Origin of the sequence: Paenarthrobacter sp. NyZ202 (assembly GCF_049860755.1) — a bacterium.
Taxonomy (GTDB): Bacteria; Actinomycetota; Actinomycetes; order Actinomycetales; family Micrococcaceae; genus Arthrobacter.
This window is the reverse complement of the sequence record NZ_CP187556.1, coordinates 4,114,715-4,133,511: the sequence shown is the minus strand read 5'-3', so window position 1 is coordinate 4,133,511 and position 18,797 is coordinate 4,114,715. Positions and strand designations below refer to the sequence as shown.

General features: G+C 60.1%; 14 protein-coding genes. 5 read left to right on the top strand and 9 right to left on the bottom strand.

From position 1 onward, the window contains the following. Positions 1 to 19 precede the first annotated feature (19 nt). Positions 20 to 1,225 (bottom strand): type II toxin-antitoxin system HipA family toxin, encoded by a 1,206-nt coding sequence (locus ACPFL9_RS19140; protein WP_426004562.1) that lies wholly within the window; start codon positions 1,223 to 1,225, stop codon positions 20 to 22. Further along, a complete protein-coding gene (locus ACPFL9_RS19135) occupies positions 1,222 to 1,461 on the bottom strand; it encodes a type II toxin-antitoxin system Y4mF family antitoxin (RefSeq protein ID WP_426004561.1) in 240 nt (79 codons plus the stop codon). Before ACPFL9_RS19135 ends, ACPFL9_RS19140 begins: the two co-directional genes overlap by 4 nt. 184 nt (positions 1,462 to 1,645) lie before the next feature. Here ACPFL9_RS19135 and ACPFL9_RS19130 point away from each other — a divergent pair, with 184 nt between their 5' ends. Continuing rightward, a complete protein-coding gene (locus ACPFL9_RS19130) occupies positions 1,646 to 2,323 on the top strand; it encodes a hypothetical protein (protein WP_426004560.1) in 678 nt (225 codons plus the stop codon). A gap of 683 nt (positions 2,324 to 3,006) precedes the next feature. On the opposite strand, the gene ACPFL9_RS19125 is transcribed toward ACPFL9_RS19130, so the two are convergent. The 5 genes from ACPFL9_RS19125 to ACPFL9_RS19105 all read right to left on the bottom strand — a co-directional run bounded on the left by ACPFL9_RS19125 (position 3,007) and on the right by ACPFL9_RS19105 (position 14,586). Next, complete coding sequence (locus ACPFL9_RS19125) at positions 3,007 to 3,507, bottom strand: Imm26 family immunity protein (protein WP_426004559.1); 501 nt, start codon at positions 3,505 to 3,507, stop codon at positions 3,007 to 3,009. Positions 3,508 to 3,811: 304 nt separating this feature from the next. Beyond that, entirely contained in the window at positions 3,812 to 4,042 is a 231-nt protein-coding gene (locus ACPFL9_RS19120; RefSeq protein WP_426004558.1) for a hypothetical protein, read from the bottom strand. Positions 4,043 to 4,165: 123 nt separating this feature from the next. Then, on the bottom strand, positions 4,166 to 10,408 hold the full coding sequence (locus tag ACPFL9_RS19115) for a hypothetical protein (RefSeq protein WP_426004557.1): 6,243 nt from the start codon (positions 10,406 to 10,408) through the stop codon (positions 4,166 to 4,168). After that, on the bottom strand, positions 10,405 to 13,386 hold the full coding sequence (locus tag ACPFL9_RS19110) for a LamG-like jellyroll fold domain-containing protein (protein WP_426004555.1): 2,982 nt from the start codon (positions 13,384 to 13,386) through the stop codon (positions 10,405 to 10,407). Before ACPFL9_RS19110 ends, ACPFL9_RS19115 begins: the two co-directional genes overlap by 4 nt. A gap of 438 nt (positions 13,387 to 13,824) precedes the next feature. Further along, a complete protein-coding gene (locus ACPFL9_RS19105; RefSeq protein ID WP_426004554.1) occupies positions 13,825 to 14,586 on the bottom strand; it encodes a hypothetical protein in 762 nt (253 codons plus the stop codon). 191 nt (positions 14,587 to 14,777) lie between these two features. Between ACPFL9_RS19105 and ACPFL9_RS19100 the strand changes: the two genes are divergently transcribed. Beyond that, the gene (locus tag ACPFL9_RS19100; protein ID WP_426004553.1) at positions 14,778 to 15,311 is read left to right on the top strand and encodes a hypothetical protein; all 534 of its coding nucleotides are present in this window, start codon (positions 14,778 to 14,780) and stop codon (positions 15,309 to 15,311) included. A gap of 115 nt (positions 15,312 to 15,426) precedes the next feature. On the opposite strand, the gene ACPFL9_RS19095 is transcribed toward ACPFL9_RS19100, so the two are convergent. Next, positions 15,427 to 15,981, bottom strand: coding sequence for a hypothetical protein (locus ACPFL9_RS19095; protein WP_426004551.1), 555 nt, complete (start codon positions 15,979 to 15,981; stop codon positions 15,427 to 15,429). Positions 15,982 to 16,300: 319 nt separating this feature from the next. On the opposite strand from ACPFL9_RS19095, the gene ACPFL9_RS19090 reads away from it, so the two are divergent. Together ACPFL9_RS19090 and ACPFL9_RS19085 are read left to right on the top strand one after the other, a co-directional pair. Further along, complete coding sequence (locus tag ACPFL9_RS19090; protein WP_426004550.1) at positions 16,301 to 16,603, top strand: hypothetical protein; 303 nt, start codon at positions 16,301 to 16,303, stop codon at positions 16,601 to 16,603. A gap of 111 nt (positions 16,604 to 16,714) precedes the next feature. Next, positions 16,715 to 17,122, top strand: coding sequence for a hypothetical protein (locus tag ACPFL9_RS19085; RefSeq protein WP_426004549.1), 408 nt, complete (start codon positions 16,715 to 16,717; stop codon positions 17,120 to 17,122). A gap of 24 nt (positions 17,123 to 17,146) precedes the next feature. On the opposite strand, the gene ACPFL9_RS19080 is transcribed toward ACPFL9_RS19085, so the two are convergent. Then, positions 17,147 to 17,602 (bottom strand): GNAT family N-acetyltransferase, encoded by a 456-nt coding sequence (locus tag ACPFL9_RS19080; protein ID WP_426004548.1) that lies wholly within the window; start codon positions 17,600 to 17,602, stop codon positions 17,147 to 17,149. Positions 17,603 to 17,788: 186 nt separating this feature from the next. Here ACPFL9_RS19080 and ACPFL9_RS19075 point away from each other — a divergent pair, with 186 nt between their 5' ends. Continuing rightward, positions 17,789 to 18,373, top strand: a complete 585-nt coding sequence (locus ACPFL9_RS19075) for a recombinase family protein (protein ID WP_426004547.1) — start codon at positions 17,789 to 17,791, stop codon at positions 18,371 to 18,373. Positions 18,374 to 18,797 lie beyond the last annotated feature (424 nt).

Sequence of the window (18,797 nt, the reverse complement as noted above, 5' to 3'; positions counted from 1 at the left end):
CAGCGGGGACCAGCTGTCCTCACCCCTCAACGAGACGGCGCCGATGTTTGAGTTCCTTGATCCAATCTCTCGTTTGCATGGCGCCAAAGGGTGAGGCGCCGCCGTCGAGGTCGCCGATCAAGGGGCCGCCGGCTTTGAGTGCAGCCTCCAAGGAATGCTGCGCGGCCCGGTCCGTGAGCCCGAGCTTCACTGCCCAACCCAGGAAGTGCTTCCGGCTGATTCCGGTCTTCTTGCCTCCGATGGCCAGAGCCAGCGTCTTGTCGCCGTAAACCACTGTGGAGGGGATGTCGTAGACCGGAGCGATGGTGAACTCGCGCCGACCCTGCACGCCGGGTGTTTCGACCACCGAAACGTTCTTGGCGTGGAGATCGCCGTTGCCGGTCAGCCAGGCGAAGGCCACCTGGATCACCAGGCTCCTGAGGGCAGGCAGTGGTGCAGGGCAGTGTGCGGCCAGCGCCATGCACACGTCGCTGAAGGGAATGCTGTACTTGTCGGCCGGATAGAGGCCCAGGATTTGTGCTCCGTCCTCCACCGCTAACCGCTGCGGTGAGCCGTCGGCTGCGGTGATGCGATCGAAACGCTCCACCAAAAGCCCTGCCCGCCCGCCGACGTCGTGCACCAATTGGACATGGCTTACCGGAATCCGCAGCCGACGCGCGTAACGGAACATAAGAAACTCGTTTTCCACGACGAACGGAAACTCCGGCGCGTTGAGCTTCAGGATGTAGCGCTTCCCGGCCTGTGCCACGGGCAGGGAGATCATCCCCGCCGACAACTTGTCCTGCACACCCGCCAGAGCCACGGGGTCGATCAAACCGGAGTCGCCAAGCAGGGCGTCGAAGTCAAGCGGCAGTTTGGGATCAAGCACGACGGCGGAGCCGCCTTCTGCCGGCGGCTCGCCGTGGGGGACCGTTTGGACATCGCCCACCGCGTCTCCGCCGGCTGCCATCAGGAGCGCGAGTTCGTCGTCGGCGCTGGCCTTGACATGGCGGCGAAGTGCATTGAGGCGTCGCCCTTCCGGCAGCAGCCCTGTGAAGTAGGGAGGAACAGCGCCGCTTGGCGTGACTACCGGTTCATTGCTGACGGGCAGGGTGGTTGCGACCGCTGGGAGGTCCTTGTTCAGATAGCCAGGCAGGTAGCTGAACTTGGTGCCCCCTTGATGGCGCTCAAGACGGGCTGCGTGGATGCCTTGCTTGTAGACGTCTGCGATGCGGTGGTACGTCATGGGGTTGCCGTGCTGGCTGGACTGGCGGCGTGGACGACCGAAAGTTCCAACCCGAGGGTGGACAGGAGGGCCAAAAGTGGCTCAAGTTGAATGGTGGGCTTGCCGCTTTCCACGAAGCGCACGAAGCGTTCGGAGACTCCTGCGAGGTCGGCCACGTCCTGCTGACTGAGGCTGAGGGACGTGCGGCGGGCGCGCACTTCCGCGCCGAGGGTTGAGCTGAAACTGCTGCCTGTCATCCTGGCCTCCTGAATCGGTTGGAGCGGCACGAACGTGCCGGTCTCAACATTGTGGGCGCTTTTGTGCGTCGCTTCAAGGGGCGTGCGGGCGATTTCGGCACGTTCGTACCGGAGGTATACGTTGCGGCACCTTAGAGGACGTGGGGGACATGTCAGGATGTGAAGCACACATTTGCATAGGGCCATGGGAGGTTCCCCTAACGGCGGCAACTACACGGTACGTTCATGGGTGGTGCGGTTCATCCTTGCAATCATGATTCCGGCCGCGATCGGCAGCTTCATCATGCTTAGCGCGGCCATCGTCAGTCTGAACTGGATCGTGCTGATCTCCGGCTTGGTCTGGACCCCGCTATTCGCTTCCGCTCCATCTGTAGGCTTCAAAGCAGCCAGGGATGGGCGGGAAGCTCGGAAGGCGCGCAAGCTAAACGGTCTACCGAAACCTCAGACATCCGTGGACGACGAAGCAGCCAGGCGCTACTTCACGAAACATAAGGAAGCCGGGCTAGAGATCACCCCAGGGAACTTCCCTGACCGCCAAATGGTGAACACGTTGACCGGGAACTGTGGCGGCGGGGTGTTCCAGTTCCAAGGAAGTGGACTGGTTAACCGTGTAGCGTTTAGGGAACCTTCACCGGGCATTTTTGGGGGCGGGTCTTACGGGAATGCCGTAACACTGGAACGGCGTGGTCGTCGATTGCACGTCAGATACGGCCGGTGGGGGACCGGCTTACGGGCACGCTTTTCGATTATGAGACGCCGTGAGAGAGGGCGTCATTTTCGGGCAGAACCGACCACGTCGCGGTTCCAGACTAAAGAGGAAGAACGACCCGCTGCGCAGCTCGATACCGCACTCAATGAATAACGGAAAGATGCTCGCTCGCCTGTAGTCTGAAACCTCGCGCTCAAGCCGCTCAAGGTGTTTCTGAAAATTGAGGTTCGAAGATGGTCCATCCTGTCGCGCAAAGGACAGCAGCCAGCCTCCCCAAGGTGCTCCGAACATCAAGTTACCTCTGGCTTTCGGCCGCCATCCTAGCTTGCATTCAGCCAGTCATCTTGATGTTCACTTGGGACGCAAGCGATATTGTCACGCTCGTCGGCGGTCTATTCCTGCTTCTATTTACGGTTATTCAGGTCCGGGCAGCCTTGGGACTCCTCAGAGGTCGACGCTGGGCGAGGATAGTCCTTTCCGTCCTGGCTGTTTTGGCTCTCGGAGGCATTTTCAATCTTGTCCTTACGCCTATCACAGTAGGGGTCTTCATCTTAACCGCTGCCGGTTCTGTGCTGATGTGGATGCCTGCATCCAGCCGATATATCCGACAAGGTGCCCCCTCCGCCGACCAAGCGCCAGCTCGCGAGTCCCAGCTCTAGAACTCGTAGTAAAGCAGTGTCTTCGTTCTTCCGGTGGCCGCAATGTCCCGTAAAGGATCCTCTACCGGATATTGAAGCGTCCGCTGCCCCCAATCGAAAGCCACGCCCCGCCGGCCGCTCCACGTAAAGTTCGGTGCATGAAGCTAAGGCCGAGATGCAGGCAAGCCGCAGCGGTCTTCATAAACCGGACGGGAGGTTAGTTTGGGAAAGCTGGAATACGGTCCCGGGGCGCTTTTTGCGGTGCCCCTGAATGTTGGTGGCTGCGATGGTCTCGAAATATCCACGAGTCCAGGGCAGGCGGTTGGTCATCAAGGGAGGAAGCAACAGTTTCTTGGACCGCAGCTCCGTTCTAAGGGGCAATTCCTTGGATTGGGACCGGTAGCTGAACACGTAGATCAGCTGAGCACCTGGCCCCATCCCTGCATTCACATCGGTGCTAACGAGCCGGCCAAAGGAAAAGAGTCCGTCAGGCATCTGCAGCGTGAACACGCTACCTGCTCTGTTCTTTATACGTGAGGGGTTGAGTACCCGCATGTTTGTCTGCACCGGACTCATCATATTCCGTCGGGTCAGGCCGCCCTTTCGCCCCGGCCAGGGGCTTTTGTACGCCCGTAAGCCGATCGGCTTGCGGACGCCCTCCTCCTTCGATCCACCAGTGGCGTTGGTGTTGGCCGGCACTCCTCGCCTCCTTGGGGTGTAGGCCTCTCCATGATGCGCGAGCCCCGGGACGAGCCCTCGCCCATCACCAGAGCTTTCAACAAAATTGTCACCGAGTCTACAAGCCGAATTGCTTGAACATGCTCCTCACGACCGGACTCAGCATCTCTCCGTCCTCAAAACACGGCGATGGTCTCGCATCGAACTCTCCGCGAGACCACACCAGGCGGTTGTCATCAAAGGGGGCAGCAGTGTCTCGGACGGCAGCTGGGACCTAGGGGTAAGTACTTGGATGAAGGGCCTTTCACGGGCACATAATTGCAGGCTACCAGCCCATATTCCCCCCGATACTTTCCCGCGCTGCATCAATTTCAGCTTGGGTGACTTCCGGGACGGACGTGTCCGTCTCAATACAAGTAAGTAGATCCGCTAGAGCCTGCTTTTCCGCTGGATGAAAAGTCGGGACCGCATCCAAATCAACGTTCATCAGCCAGTCAAACAGGACAACTGCGTCGGCACGCAGGAGCTCGAGGTTTACCGTTGGTTCTGAACTCATTTCACAATTCTCCCAAAGAGCAGAGGCGACTGCCGAACAGCACTGATCTGAGCAAAGCTACACGGAAAGTGCCCCAGTCGTCTGGACCCACAACTGGAGCACTGTCCGATTGTTGTCTACTGGTCAAGGACCCATCTCAATGTGCCAAAGTGGGTCACTCTTCTTGAGAGTCTGCCCTGTGAACGGGTTCACAGTCTGTTTCCCGCTCAGATAACTTACATATCCATTCGGATAGGTGTATTTACCTTCAAGAATGGGATCCATGACACGAATGTGGGTAACTCGATCACTCAGCGCTCCGGAGGGCTGAAGAGGATAAATGTAACCCTTGTCGGATCTTGCTAGCGTGCTGCCAGCTGCACCAGCAGGAACACCCGGTAGGACTCGACCGTCCGGCAGGGTTATCTCAGCCGGTCGGGCGAGGCGGCCGGCAGCGGCCTCCATAGAGTCCGGGATGAGCTTTCCGCCAGCTGAGCACAGAAGCTTGATCTTGCATATGGGTATGAGCCCAGTCGCGAATTCTGTGCCCCCGTGGGTCACAAGTTCTTGAGCTGAATACTGTCCATCCTTGTCTATGGCCCAACCAGCAGTTGATCCTGCCGCGGCAAGCGCAGCCCCACCCACCAAACATCCAAGGCCACCGGTAAAGATGCATAGGCCCGCGCCAGCAGCGATTCCCAACCCAAGCCCCACGCCTTCGGCGGTGAGCTTGAAGCCTGTGGCTTCGGCTTGTTGGATGCTGGGGAACCCGCCGATGGCTCCCATGTCGGCGTCGTCCCAGATGCTGGAAGTGTTCCCGGGGGCCGGCGACTTTCGTCCGGTTGTCAGGTGCAGCCAGGCTGGTGCAGTTTGTCGCAGGTAGTCGTTCTGGAGTTGCTGTGCCGATCCTGGAACGGTTCCTGACGATCCGTCCGCTTCGCAGTCACAGGAGGGCCTGAGTCCTGTGGGGTCGGAGGTGTTGATGACGTTGCCAAAGGCATAGGTGTAGGGAGTGAATCCGCGGTGATCCTCGGTGCTGAGGATCGGGTCGGGTGATGTGAAGATGCCAAGGACCGCATCCAGTTCCCGCGCCCCGAGGTGGGTAAGGGAGCTGGCAGTGTCATCGAGTCCGGCGATGTAGCCGTTGACGGCACCGAAGCCTGACGCGTTGGATGCGTTGCTGCCGGTTCCGGCAGTAGTACTGGCCGCCGCCGTGAATGATGCATTGCCGGATGCTGTGCCGTTGGAGCCGCGGGCGAGGCCCATGGGATCGGTTCGTCGCACCAGCGTGGTGATGTTGGTGGTGCTTGCCGTGGTGTTGGGCAGCGTCATGGTTTGAGCGGTGTTGACGCTGTCACCGATGATGAAGGCCAGTTTCGTGGTGCCGGCGCCTGCGGTTGTGCGTTGGCCCACGACTTTCCCGGCAAAGGTGTAGGTCTTGGTGGCGGTCTTGGCGCCTGTTGCTTTGTTGTGGTGGGCGGTGATGCTGCCCAGGGTGATCGTGGTTCCGGTTCCGTCCGTGATGCCGACGAGGTTTCCGACGGCGTCGTAGTACCTGGCGCCCATGTCATCGGCGATGCTGGTTCCCGCTGTAGGGGGTGTCCCTGCGGTGGCGTTCGGATTCGGGTTGCTGGGGATCGTGCTGATGCCCGTAGTGGTGTCCAGTCGGCCGTCCAAGGTGTAGGTCAGGGTCTGTCCTGCACGATTGGTCAGGCGGCCGGCCGCATCCCACGTCAAGGACCGCGTGGTGGCGGTGCCTCCGGCGGGAGTCGAGACAACAGACTGGGGCCGGTGTGCTCCTGACGTTCCTGGTGTGGGGTAGGTGTAGTCCTCGGTCACCGACAGGGCGCCGTTGGAGGCGAAGCGCTTGACCTGGGACCGGTCGCCGGCAGCGGTGTAGGTGTAGGTCTGCGCATACGGGGCAGGCCCGCCAAGCCCTGACACTGTGGTGGCCGTTGATGCCGGCGGGGCGCCGCATGTACTGTTCGCCGGCGTCCACACGGCCTTGATGCGGTCGGCGTGGTCGTAGCTGTAGCACTGGGAATCTGCCGGTGATGAGGGCCTGGAGGTGTAGGCCTGTTCACGTTCGGTGATTCTGCCTACCGGGTCGTAGGTGTAGCGGGTGGTGCCCAGGTCCGTGTCCACGAGAGAGCCAATGAGCTTGTTGCTTGCGACCGTGTCGGAGAGGCGGCCGGTGGCGGCATCCCAGTTGTAGGTGACCTTGTTGGTGCCTGTGGTGTTGGCGCCGCTGTTGAAGTTGCTGTCGTACTGGGAGTAGGACGCAATCTGGTTCAACCGGTTGTAAGTTCCGCCGCCGACGATGTAGTTCGATCCTGAACGGACTTCGTAGGGGTTGTCGTAGGTGTTGTAGACGTTGGTGACCGATTCGGCAGGTAGCCCGGCTATGGCCGGGGTGCCTGAGACGTTCGTCTTGCCGGTCAGGGTGGTCGTGTTCGTGAAGGTGTACGAGGTCGACCCGAACCCTGTCAGCCCGGCAGGCAAAGTCGTCACAGTGGTTCCCGGCGTGTAGGCCAGGTCGAAGCCGCTGAATGCGGTGGTTACGGGCTGGTCAAACGCGGCACCGTTGTTCCTTGTCGAGCTGGCCAGCACACCCAAGGGGTTGCCTGCACCGTCATAGGTGTTGCTGATCAGGGTCTTCTCGGTGCCACCGGCAGCGGTAACGGTCTGCTTGGTGATGCGGTCAAGCACGTCATAGCTGTACTTGGTGACAGTGTTGAGCTCATCAGTCCGGGATGCTACCCGTCCTGCGGCATCGTAGGCCGTGGAACTTGTCCCGGTGTCAGGGTCTTCGCTGCTGACCAACCGGCCGGCTGGATCGTAGGCCCAGGTCCAGAGGTTGTAGCCATCCCCCATGCGTGTCAGCTGGCCCAGCGCGTCGTACACGTAGGAGCTGACGTCGGCGGTGCCCGTGGCGGTGGTCCCGTAATAGGTCTTGCGGGTCTGGAGTTTGCCGTCGGTGTTGACCAGCGTGGTGACCGGCGATTTGGTGAATCCGCTGTCGTTGGTCACAGAGGCAGTTGTGGTGTCGAGGCCAGCGTAGGTGTACTGGGTCTTCCACAGCTCGTCGTTGTCCCATGCCATGGCGCGTTCGGCTGTGACGCGGCCGTAGGCGTCGTAGTCGAAGATTGTGGATGACGGAACGGCAAGGGTTGGAGTGACCAGCACGCCGTCCGGTGTGGATGCGACGAAGTACGGGTTGCGTACCAGGTCTTTGTTGCCGGCTGAGTTGTAGGTGATGTCGGTGACGATTGAGCCGCTTCCCGGGGACTGCGATTGTGTTTGCCGGGGACGTCCCATGCCGTCGTAGATCGTGAAGCTCTTGGTTGTTTGGCCGTAGCCGTTGATGACTGTCTTCTGTACCCATGACGGGCTTGTTTGCGAAACGCTGTAGTCCGTCGTGATGGATGGCGTGGTCGCGTTGCTGCTTTGCGGGCGGCGCACGTCCCAGGATTTGATTTCACGACCGGACGGGTCGTACTTCGCGCTCGTCTCGTGGCCGTTCTGATCGACCGTCTTCAGGGTGTTGCCACGGATGGCGTCCAATGTGGTGACGGTTTGCCACTGGGCGGCATTTGTTGTCGTGACCTGGGTGACTGGCCCCGTGGCAGGCGAGTACGCGGTCTTCGTGACACGGGTGGTTCCGGTGCTGGTGTCTGTGGACTGGGTTGGCCGGCCCAGAGCGTCGTAGGCCGTTGTCGGTCCGTTCTGCCAGGCGGTCGCGGTTCCGCCGGACACGGCGGTTGCTGTATCGATGCGGGTCTTGTCGGCCTTCGTTGGAGCAACGTACCCGGAGGTGCCGGGGACAGCGGACGTGGAGGCGTCGTAAAGCGTCCTGGTGGACTTCAACAACGTGACACCCGGGGTGTTGCAAACAGATGAATAGGTAGAGGTGACAGCGGGCAGCGAAAGGATGTTCACAGCCGGGTTGTCGGCGTAGCTGGTGGTGGTGCAGTTGTCGTCAGCCAGGGTTCCAAGTTCACCGTCATCACTGACAGCAACAACCCGTCCGAGCGTGTCATAGGTGTTGGACGTTTTGGTCTTCCGCCACCCGTTTCCTTGGCCCGAGGCCATCTGGGTTTGAGTCCACGCGGTGCCCGTGAAGTACGCCTTCACCGAGCCCAAAGCAGTCGTTGACGTCGCAGTAGGCGCGGTTGAATTCCACGGATAGGAAATCGTGCCGGTCATATAGGTTCCGCCGGTTCCCCGGTAGCTGCGCTTTTCGAAAACCCTGCCAGCGAACCACGGTGAGTCGCGAACGCTGGCCGTCACACCGTCCGAGGATGTGAGCGTGACCGAACGCATGGCCCCCGATGAGTTGGCTGGTGTGCCGTCATTGCCGCGGAAGTATGTGGTCAGCGTGTAAGGGTTGTTGGTCTGGACAGGGTCGTTGCCGGTGATGGTCTTGACCTGGGACCAGCCCCCGAACACCGACCAGGTCTTTTTGGAACCGCCCGTGCTGGTGTCGATCTTCGGGCCCGCGTACTTCCACACGGGGGTGCCTTCGTAGGTGTAACGGACCATGACAGGGGTGCTGCCGTCAACGCCCATGCTCGGGGTCGTGGTCACCTGCTCGACAGGGTAGACGTTGAAGTATGACATCATCGCGGGCTGAACGATGGGCTCCGTTGGCACCCACCATTGCGGGAAGCACCTCTTGGTGTTATTCTCCGGAACGATGTCGCCGGTACCGTTTTGGTTAACGTCTTCCTCGGTGCAATCGGGCTGCTTGTATTCAACCGTGGTGGTGGCGCCGGTGCTGTTCCGGATCCAGTCCAGACGGATGCGGTTCATCGTTGCCTGGCCGGAGCGGACATCCCAGACCCGGTTCTTCTTGCCGTGGCCGTCGAATTCGGTTGGCGGGTCTGTGACCCAGGAGGTGATACCGGTTGACGTGGTGTCGGCGCCGGAGTGGGTGATCGACTTGAACCACAGCGCCGGGCGGGCACCAACCGCGTCATAAGGATCCGGCATGCTGTGCTGCAGGTACCAGTAGTCCGTGTTTCCGTAGCTGGTGCCGTTTACGAGCGTTTGCGACAACACCGTCCAGAGCCGGTAGTGCGTGTAGAACGTCGGGGCCTGCACCGTGCAGCCGGACGCGGTGGAGCAGTTGAATTCCTCGTACGGCACGTCATTGCCCGCCGAGCAGTCACTGCCCTGTTCGCAGCGACCGGTGTATCCGAAGTTCACGATCATCGGAGCTTTGGAGGTGAGCTCGGCACCTGCGCGCATGCCGTAATCCACCCGGACAAGCCTGCTGGCCCGCACATAGATATGAGTAGGACCTGTACCGGCGGCCGTGGAGTAATAGTTCATGTCCTGCGTGTAGTAAAACGCTTGGGAGTTCCCGTGCACGTCGACAACGTAGTCCAGGTTCCACGCATAGGCCTGCTGACACATCGCCGGTGCGATGTCCCAGCAGGCCTGCTGGGAGTTCGCTGCCCGGACAGGAACGTAGTCGGTGGAATTGGTGTTCTGGGTTGCGCTGCTCCACCCGGGAAGATGGTTTACACCGAAGTAGAACTGGGTTCCTTCGGGGTCGGTCAGACGCCAGTAATCTCCAGCACGTGTGCCGTTTGAGGCACCCGTAAGGTATTCCAGGCGGCTGCCGTCGTCGTTTTGCAAACGATATTTGAGCTTGGGATCGGTCTGCGTTGCGTCTTCAACGATCAGCCCAGAACGGCTGCCAAAGGAGATAGTGAACTGTCTGCCGTCTGCGTTTCCGCACAAGTCCCAGGTCTTGGTGCCGGCCGGGAGCTGGTCCCGGCAGGAACCAAACTTCTGCCGGATCGATCCCGTGCCGGACAACTGCCATCCATCACCGACGACGGAAGCCTGGGTGTTGGTCGAACTGGTCAACCCATCCAAGGTCGTCGAATCATACGAGAGCCCCAGTGATGGGGTCTTGCCGGCGGGGGCTTTGCGGATCGGGAAGGGGTAATTCCACGTGAATCCGCCCGTCTGGCCCGTCGTTCCCCACGAACCGGACCCAATCCCGGGCACGGCCGTGAAGTTTGATGTGCCGTTGCCACTCGATGGAACCGTCGCCATCATCGGAACACGCGCAGGTTGTTTGCCCTGCAGCGCCACGGTGTTGGCGGTCGGGCTCCCGCCGATGACCGTGTCGACGGGAGCAGGGGCGGCAGTTGCGTCCACGCCCGATGGGACAGGCGCCGGTGGTGGCTGTTCGGTCCACCTTTCAACAGGGACCGGGTCCACGTCCCGGGCTGCGTTCTCTGCCTTTGGTGTAGCTGTTGGCGGCAGTTCGGGCAGCACGCTGAACGCGCTGCCGCTGAGTATCAAGGCACCCGAGAGTGCCCCGGTGAGAAGTGCCTTCAGCGGCATGGGCAGGTATTTGGGGGTTCTCATTGGAGCAGGCCCTCTTTATCGTTGGTGCCGCCGGTGTTCACGAAGGCCTTTTGAATGGTGGAGAACTGGGTGTCAGTCAGGATTTCCTGGGTGAGGACCGGCCGGTAGATCTTGCCGTTGAACTGCTGGGCCCCACCGATGCTCTGGCCAACGATGACCTTCTGCGTCGAGGCCGCCGGGAGGATGTTCTGCTGGGAAGCTGCAATCACCCAGTCGGAAATCGAACCGCCCACCTGCGAGCTCAGTCGGAGCTGCCGGTTGATCTTGTCGTACACGGCTGTGACATAAGACCACTGACCAACCGGAAGAGTGCCGCTGTCTTCGTTGACGATGTGGCTCGAATTGGCCCCGGTCCACGCCTGGAGCCTCACGGATCCCCACTCACCAATCTCCAGAGCAGCGCCGGGAGTGGAGCCCGCGAGCTGAGTGATCAGGGAACGGATCGATTGAACTGTTCCCCCTCCGACACTCGTGGGGCAAACCCACGCGGCGACGCTGAAGTCCCCCGATGTGTCCACAGCCCGGGCCGCGGTTTCGGCCTTCCCGGCGCCGGGATTGAACTGCAACGCCCTGGCGTTCCTGGAAGCCAAAGGTACGGCTTCCTCCACGCAGGAGCCTTGCGGTACCCGCTGTACCGCCAGGTTGTCCCCGTCAGCGTGGATGTCAACCCACTTAGCGTTACCGGTTGGGGTCAAGCCCACGACCGTCTTGGTCAGGACAGGCTCCGAGACGGTCAGTGTCGCGGTCTTGGCGGCACCACTCTGATAGTCCTGGTCATTCGGATCGGTCCCGGCGACGTTGCCCGCTGCGTCGAAAGCCCACACCGATAGAACTGTCGTCTGGTTGACCGCACCGATATTTATCACCATGCTGTCACCGTCGGGACAGACGATCACAAATTCCTGGGTTGGTGGTGTGAGACAGTCCACATTAGTCGGGGGCGTGACAGCTGCTTCCTTGCTGACGGCATAAATAAACCCATCAGCACGAAGCACCCTGCCATCGACATAGCTATTGCTGATTTTGAACGGATACACCGCATCACCGGGGCGGTGGTTGTTGTCGCTGTAACTCGTGACGCCGGTGGTTTGATTCGTGGTCACCGTGTACGCGGCCCCGGCCACTGGTTCAATCTTGGGCGTTGTAGGGGCTGTCAGATCGACAGAGAACGGGAAATTCATCAGCGGTGATATCCCGCCCCAGTCGTCATAGCTCCTGGCCTCGAAGACGTAATCGCCCTCGGTCAATGCGGCCCAGGATCCCCAGTCCATGGTTTCCGCGTGCCACTGGGGCGATGTGTTCTCGACAACTCCGCTGAAAATGCTCCCACCGCCAGATGCCCGGCGGACGCTATAAACCACTTTGATTTCGCCGCCGTCCAGATCGATGTCACCGACCATGGCGGTCAGTTTCGGCTTCGTGACGCGGGTGACGTACTTGGACGTCGCTGCCCACGGGGTACCAGTCCATCGGCCGGACTGGATCGAATGGATCGCCGGACCTGTTGGGTTGCGGTTATAGTCGACCCGGATGGCACCGGAATTCGCGAACCGCTTCCACGCCAATCCGCTCGTATCCAGTTCATTGTCCGCGGCGAGCATGATCGTCCACTTCGAGGAATTCAGCAGAATGCTCTCGGCAGCGAGAAGATCGAACCCGACCATTCCTGCCGGGCATGCCGAGCTGTAACCCTTGGCGACATTGCCGCGGTCAGTACGCACCTTCAACTGGGGCTGGTTGTTCCACGTCGTGCCGGTACCGACTTCACCGGTAATCCAAGACGCAACACCGGTCGGGGTGCAGGACGATGACCAGGTCTCCAGGACTTCAAAACGGGCATTAATCAAGTTCGCCGTCGCGTCGAACGTTTTGCCTTCGAACTGGAAGTACGAACGTGCCAGGTGGGTGACTCCATCCGGCGCCCAGTAGTTCGGCAGATACCCCACGTTCATGGTCTGGTCCGTGAACTGGCCATTCCAGTACGAGGTGTTCGGGTAGGCGGTGTCCACAAAGACATACGAGGTCCGGGGCGTGTTCCATGGCGGATCCACATAGATCGGGTACTGCAAGTCAGGTGTGTTCAGGATCTCGTCCATCCCAAACACTTGGGTCTGCTTGCCGGCTTCCTGACCGAGGCTGAACGTGAATGGCCGGGTCAGGCCCGGCGCTCCAGGATCCAGCGCGGATGCCCCGGGTTGGGAGGAATCCCACCACTGCCCACCGCTCATATGCAGCTCCACCTGCCCCGTGTCGCTGCCCGTGGCCGTGAGCGTACCCTCCTCAGTCTCGGAAACAGTCGCGTTTCCCGCGTCCAAGTACAAACGCATCTGCACAACACGAGGATCCCTGGCAGCCTCGGCCGACTCGATCTTCAACACCTGCGACACACCGGTCTGGTGGGCGATCTGGACCAGGTCCACCCCGGGCAGTACCTGACGGTACGTCGCAACATTAGCCTCAATGACCGGCTCCGGAAGCGTACCGAACGGCCAGGACTGGGCGATCGAGTGGCCCTCGTTATCGTCGATCGTTGCCATCTCACTTGAACCACCAGCACCCAGAGTCACATCGACAGGAATCTGTTCGGGCTTAATAACGGCCTTGCCGTCTTCGACGGTCCTGACCAGATCTGTTGAGATATCCACCCAGCCCTCACTGGTCTCCATGCGCACCGGGGCCGTGTTCAAGGTCCGGGTGAACGTGCCGTCCGGATTGGCAACGGTGAGATCCGTCGGGGTCGTGGCGTCAGCAACAACGACCTTCTCCCCCGATGCCTTGGCCTCAGCCTGGGCAGCACGCTCAGAACCGGGCTCCGGGGACGTTGAAGGGGCCGGAGTCGGCTCAACTGACGGCAAGGTCTCGGCAGGCTGATTCCCGGGAACGGCAAGAACAGCGGGCGCCGAAAGGCCCGCAAGGAGCAACGAGAGCGCAAGCGCAGGTGCGCAGGCACGACGAAGGAACGCAGCAGGAGAAGCCACAGCATCACTTTCCGGAGCAAAGTCACTCGACAGAGGGATGCGTCAGTTGCCGTCGGAAACCCCCAAATTCGACTAGCGAGAGCAGACTAAACCGCCATTAAGGGTTTTACCAAAGAGAATCCAGTCAACACACAGGAAGGCCCCTTATCATTAGCGCTTCAACCCGGCCATCTCGCTCGAATGCAACCCACAAAGGTTGTCCAGCCACTAAAACGTTAATCTCGCGGCCCGCGCTCATGCGTCATATTCACGTAACAAATCCACCAGGCATATCCTCATCCAAGCGAAGAAGCACTCCACAAGACTGCCCCGCCCAGTGATGAGCCAACTTTCGTCGATCCTAAGATCTGCACGCCACGCAGTGCACGGTAAGGGATCGTCTTGCGGGCGGGTCGGCCGAGAAGAATCAGCGGCCCGGATAGACCGATTGCGAGGACATCACCATATGTCCCAGAGCACTGAGCAAAACCAGTCTGCTGTATCTGAGAGCATGTCATCATCGCCCACGGGATCAACCAGGCACAGCACAGCCCGGGCGAACTTTGTGTCCGGTTTATCCAGGTGCTCTTCGATAGGGAACTTCTTCAAGTACTCCCAACACTGGCGCTTTGCTTCCAACAAGGTTTCGGGACTACCAGTGCCCTGCGTCCAGTATCGGCCGACTGTCTCGAGGATGGCTTTTAGCTTGTCGGGTGCCGATAGGGCTTCGACGTAGTGGAGTTGGACCAGCATGAGGCCCTTCCAGGGATCAGTGCCTTCGGCTTTGGCTAGCATCCGTGCTGCGGCTTGGAGTTCAAGGCTAGGTAATGGGCCGCTGAGATCAGGCAGGTCGGGTCCCACGTGCCTGCCGAGCATCTTTGACAGCTCAGCATGGACGATGTGAGCTGCGGCAGCGTCCCCGTCGTAGTAGTCCTCCCAGAAACCAGGTCTGAGCCAGGACGCAGGTGCGAGCTGCAGTGTTCCACCATCACGGATGCGGGTTACCCATGTGTCGGGAATCGCTTCGTCTGTGGTTGAGAACGCTGATGAATCGAACAACCCAAGACTCCCAGCATCGTCTACCAGTTGCAGTTTTGTCCGTCCTTCGGGATGCGCAAGTATGGAGACGACGTGATACTCAGCTCCGATGGTTAGCCACGGACTCCTATCGAGAGTTTCCTGCCGATCGTGAGACAGCAGCTTCTGGCAAATTACCTTCATGGACTGAATCATTCCTCAGCTCAACCGCCAAGAGCGACCCATGACGGACTCGCGCCGCGCCCGGTGAGGGATCGGCTTACGGGCGTTGACTTAAGACGATGACCGTAGTTCGTCAAGAGGCGCACCTGGTTCATATTTCGTTGCTGGCCCGGCTTAGCCGTGGCGTCCTCACGTAGTGGACAATGTCGATCATGGGTGTTCTTTTTGACTACTTCTCTGCTGCATCCGATGAGGAAGCAGCCTCGGTGATCGATCGTGTCGGCGGTCCCGGATCCCAAGGGACGATCGCTCCGCCGGCCGAACCCAGGCGAGGCATCTTCGGCCGTAAACGCCCACCGGCGGCCGTGACCTACCAGGAGGCTGCCGTATTCGACACGGTATCCGGTAACGGTATTGATCCCGTTGTGCAGCTGGGAACACTGGAAGAGCTGCTCACCGGACGGTCCTTCGACGATGTCATGGACGATCCACGGAGCGGGCAAGCCCTCGCGGATCGGGATGGTGGGGAGCGTCTTGTACTGACCCTGACGGAGCCCCTTTCCACCGCGCTGTCCACCGCTTCCGACGACGCCCTCGAGCAGGTGGCGATCCCCTGGTCGGAGACTGAAGAGTTCTGGAACGCAGCTGATCCGGCGCTACTTGCCGACTTCCTAAAAGATTTGGCCGGACTAGCCCGACGATCCAAAGCTTCCGGGCAAGGGCTCTACTGCTGGGTGAGCATGTAAAAGCGCCGCCTAGCGTCCGCGTAAGGATCCCTCAGCGGACACGCAATCCAGCACGCTTTTGCTTCCAACGCCGGCCCGTGGCTCATCGCGAAGAAATGTCTGGACCGCGCCTGAATCAAACCCGAGCCTGGTCCAAGGCGCCCATAAGCCCGTCAACATCATCGACGTCAAAGAAGGTAACCGTCTGTCCCATACCAAGGCCGAAGAAGTCCATTCCGGTGTTCTGGTACATGCCCAGAAGCCCAGCTAGGCCTTGGTATCCGAAGCTGACACTTACATGCCGGCCGTCCCTTGACCTGTCCACTTTGGTGGGTGCACCGACGATGGGAGAGTCAGCAATTGACCTTTCTCCCGAGTAGACAATAGCCCGCGAGTTGGTTACCGCATAGATGGTTGCGAGCTTTCGTCTTTTCTTAAAGATGAAACGACCGAAGATAAAGTAGAGCCCTACCAGCACGAACGGTATGCCCCAGATAATGAACAATGGCTGCCTAACACTCGTAATAGCGATGGCTTCCCAAACGATCGCGAATCCGCCCCAAAGCACACTGAATGGCACGAGAAACGCATCAGCCCGGGTGAAGCGAACCCTGGGGTCGGGTTGTCCCACCCACAGCAGCCTCTCATCTCGACGCAGTATTGGAAGAAGGCGGTTTCGTGGGTCGTTCATGACCGAATTCTTGCACAGCACCTCCTGACAGAACGGGTAGCACTGCTGAACCTCCAGAAGCGAAACCATTTACGCGCCCCGGCCGTAAGCCGGCGCGCAGCGGCACCCCTTGTATTCTCAGGACATCCTTCTGGCGTGACACGATGAGAATCAGAGACCGCGCAGGGGTAAGCGATACCTAAACTGACGTACCGATTCGCACATATGGAAAGTTGAGACGGTGGCCCCTTCCGAAACCGCCCTGATAAAGGGGCCCACAGCGTTCGCTCTCTGGAGATGGCGGATCCGTTTTACCTCAATAGCAATTGGGGTGCTCACGGTGCTCTTCATACTGAACAACGGGGGAGTTCCTCAGTCGTGGTTCATCGACGTTCTGGGCATACTCATGCTGGTTTCGATCGCACCTGTAGTCGTGCTGATCGGCTGGTGCGCATCCAGAGAGCGTGCGGAACGACGGGCCGGGTACACCACTCTTCGTCTCGGTGACAGGAAGCTTGCTCAAAGGGAGCCCTACATGGGCCGCATCATCCGACTGGCCGGCACGGACTACCTCGACCGTCGACACTTCGCTGAGATCCTGGATGCAACGAGAGCCCAAGCGGGCAAGCAGAAAACCTCCTAAATCGGTGCCCTAAGCCGATCCCTCACCGGGTTACCGCATCGCCTCCGACGACTTTAGGGACATGGCACGATGAGAGCTGGGGAGTGCTTGCGCAAAGAATGGAGCTGAGACTTGGTAAAAACAGGATCCCATAGTGGTTTGATTACTGGCAGAACTGCCTTTCAAGTGACACGGTGGCGCCACCGTGTCACGGGGTTTATTGCGCTGGATGGACTGTTAGGCCTCTATCTAAACAACTCTGGTGTCCCTCAGTCTTTTTTTACCGATCTGGTGTTAGGCCTACTACTCGTTTCAGCGCTCCTTCTGATCGTCCTCATCAACTGGGCAGGCTTCAGGGAAGATGCTGAAAGGAAGGCTGGCTACACAACCATCCGCCTTGGCAACAGGAAGTTGATGCAGCGAGATCCATACATGGGGCGCATCATCCGGCTAGCTGGCGCGGACTATCTCGACCGCCAGCACTTCGCCGAGATCTTGGAAAGAACCAAAGTCGAAGCGCAGAAGCAGCAGGCCCTTTAGGACAGCGCCCCGTAAGCTGATCCCTTACCGGGAGGCCTCGAAAAGGATGAGCTCTGACTGACCGTCGTCACCGGTTACTCCTCGAATCTCCGAGAATCGGGCGACCGGCCAGAAGTTGAGCGCCTCATGCATCCTGATGGATGCCGTGTTGTGTTCGTTCGTGAAGTAGTACGCAGTCGAATCCCGGGACCAGATCCATTCCAATCTCGCCCGGGTTAGTGCAGAACCGATTCCTTGCCGGCGGAACCCCGGAGCGACTTCCACGCCGCCGAGATAGTGGCCCGCTGGAGCTTTGTCTTCGGGATTCGGGTGCAGATGTGTCTTGGCCACGCCGACTACTTCATCCCGCGTGACAGCCACGAGAACAATGCGGTCGCTCCTTGCAGCGATCATCTCGCTGGTCCAGCGTGTTCGTCCACTGGCATCACAGACCGCATTCACTTGTCCCAGGTCATCCATGGTGGCGTCACGAACCTGCATAGGCACAGCGTACCGGGAGAGTGGAACCGCTCCGTCGTTCCCGTCCGTAAGCCGGTCCCCCACCGGCCGCCAGTCCGTCCCGAACAGCGCCCACCAATTTCGCGGCATTCCCCAGAACGAGGATTGCCGTAAGACCCGCCCGCAGAACTGCCCGATAAGAGTGCACCAAACGCTACACTCAGCGTCATGCTTATTGGCTACGCCCGCGTCTCCACCAACACCCAAGATCTGACCGCCCAGCGCGATGCTCTCACGGCCGCTGGGGTGGAGCCCGAGGCGATCTACGTCGATCAAGGATTCACTGGAACCCAGCGCGAACGGCCCGGCCTTGGCAAAGCCCTGGCCGCATGCCGCAACGGAGACACTCTCGTGGTAACCAAGCTCGATCGCCTCGCCCGGTCATTGCCCGACGCCAGGGACATCGCGGACGAGCTCACGCGCAAAGGAGTTGTCCTCAATCTTGGTGGCAGCGTATACGACCCGCACGATCCAGTGGGCAAGCTGCTCTTCAACGTCTTGGGTATGGTGGCCGAATTCGAAGCCGACCTCATCCGTGCCAGAACCCGGGAAGGAATGGCAGTAGCCAGGTCGAAAGGCCGGCTCAGAGGGAAGCAACCGAAGTTATCCAAAGCCCAAGAGGCGCACCTAGCCAGTCTCCACCAAGGCGGTGAGCACACCACCACTGAGATTGCCGAATTATTCGGCGTCGCTCGCTCTACGGTCTACCGCGCCATTCAAAGAGCAACACCGACGGATTCTCAGAATCATTGACATTGGTCCTTTGACAAGGGGGAGAAGACCAAGGACCAGCGGGACGTCTTTGTAACGGCTGGCTTTTCAACGTTCATAGCAGCCATTGTCTCTACTGACGCCTGCGCCGAGTCGCACGGCGTTCGTGTGCGCGAAGCCCTGAGGTCAGTTCGCGCCGAAGTAGGCCACCCTGGGAGCGGCAGCCAGATCACTACCGGCACCTGCGTCTACGAGGATGTCAGCGGCCGTGGCGGTTATGACCATCGCGGCAATCTATGGGCTTCCAACTCCGGATCAATGTTCGGGGGCTCGCCCCACCCATCGTGGTGTCATCGTTGTTGGGGGCGTAGCTGCCAGCCAAGAAGCCAGTGGCGTGTGACCGATCCGGTGACCTACGACGACGGCACCACCCCGGCGCGGACACTGTCCTTCTGAGGGTGGTGGT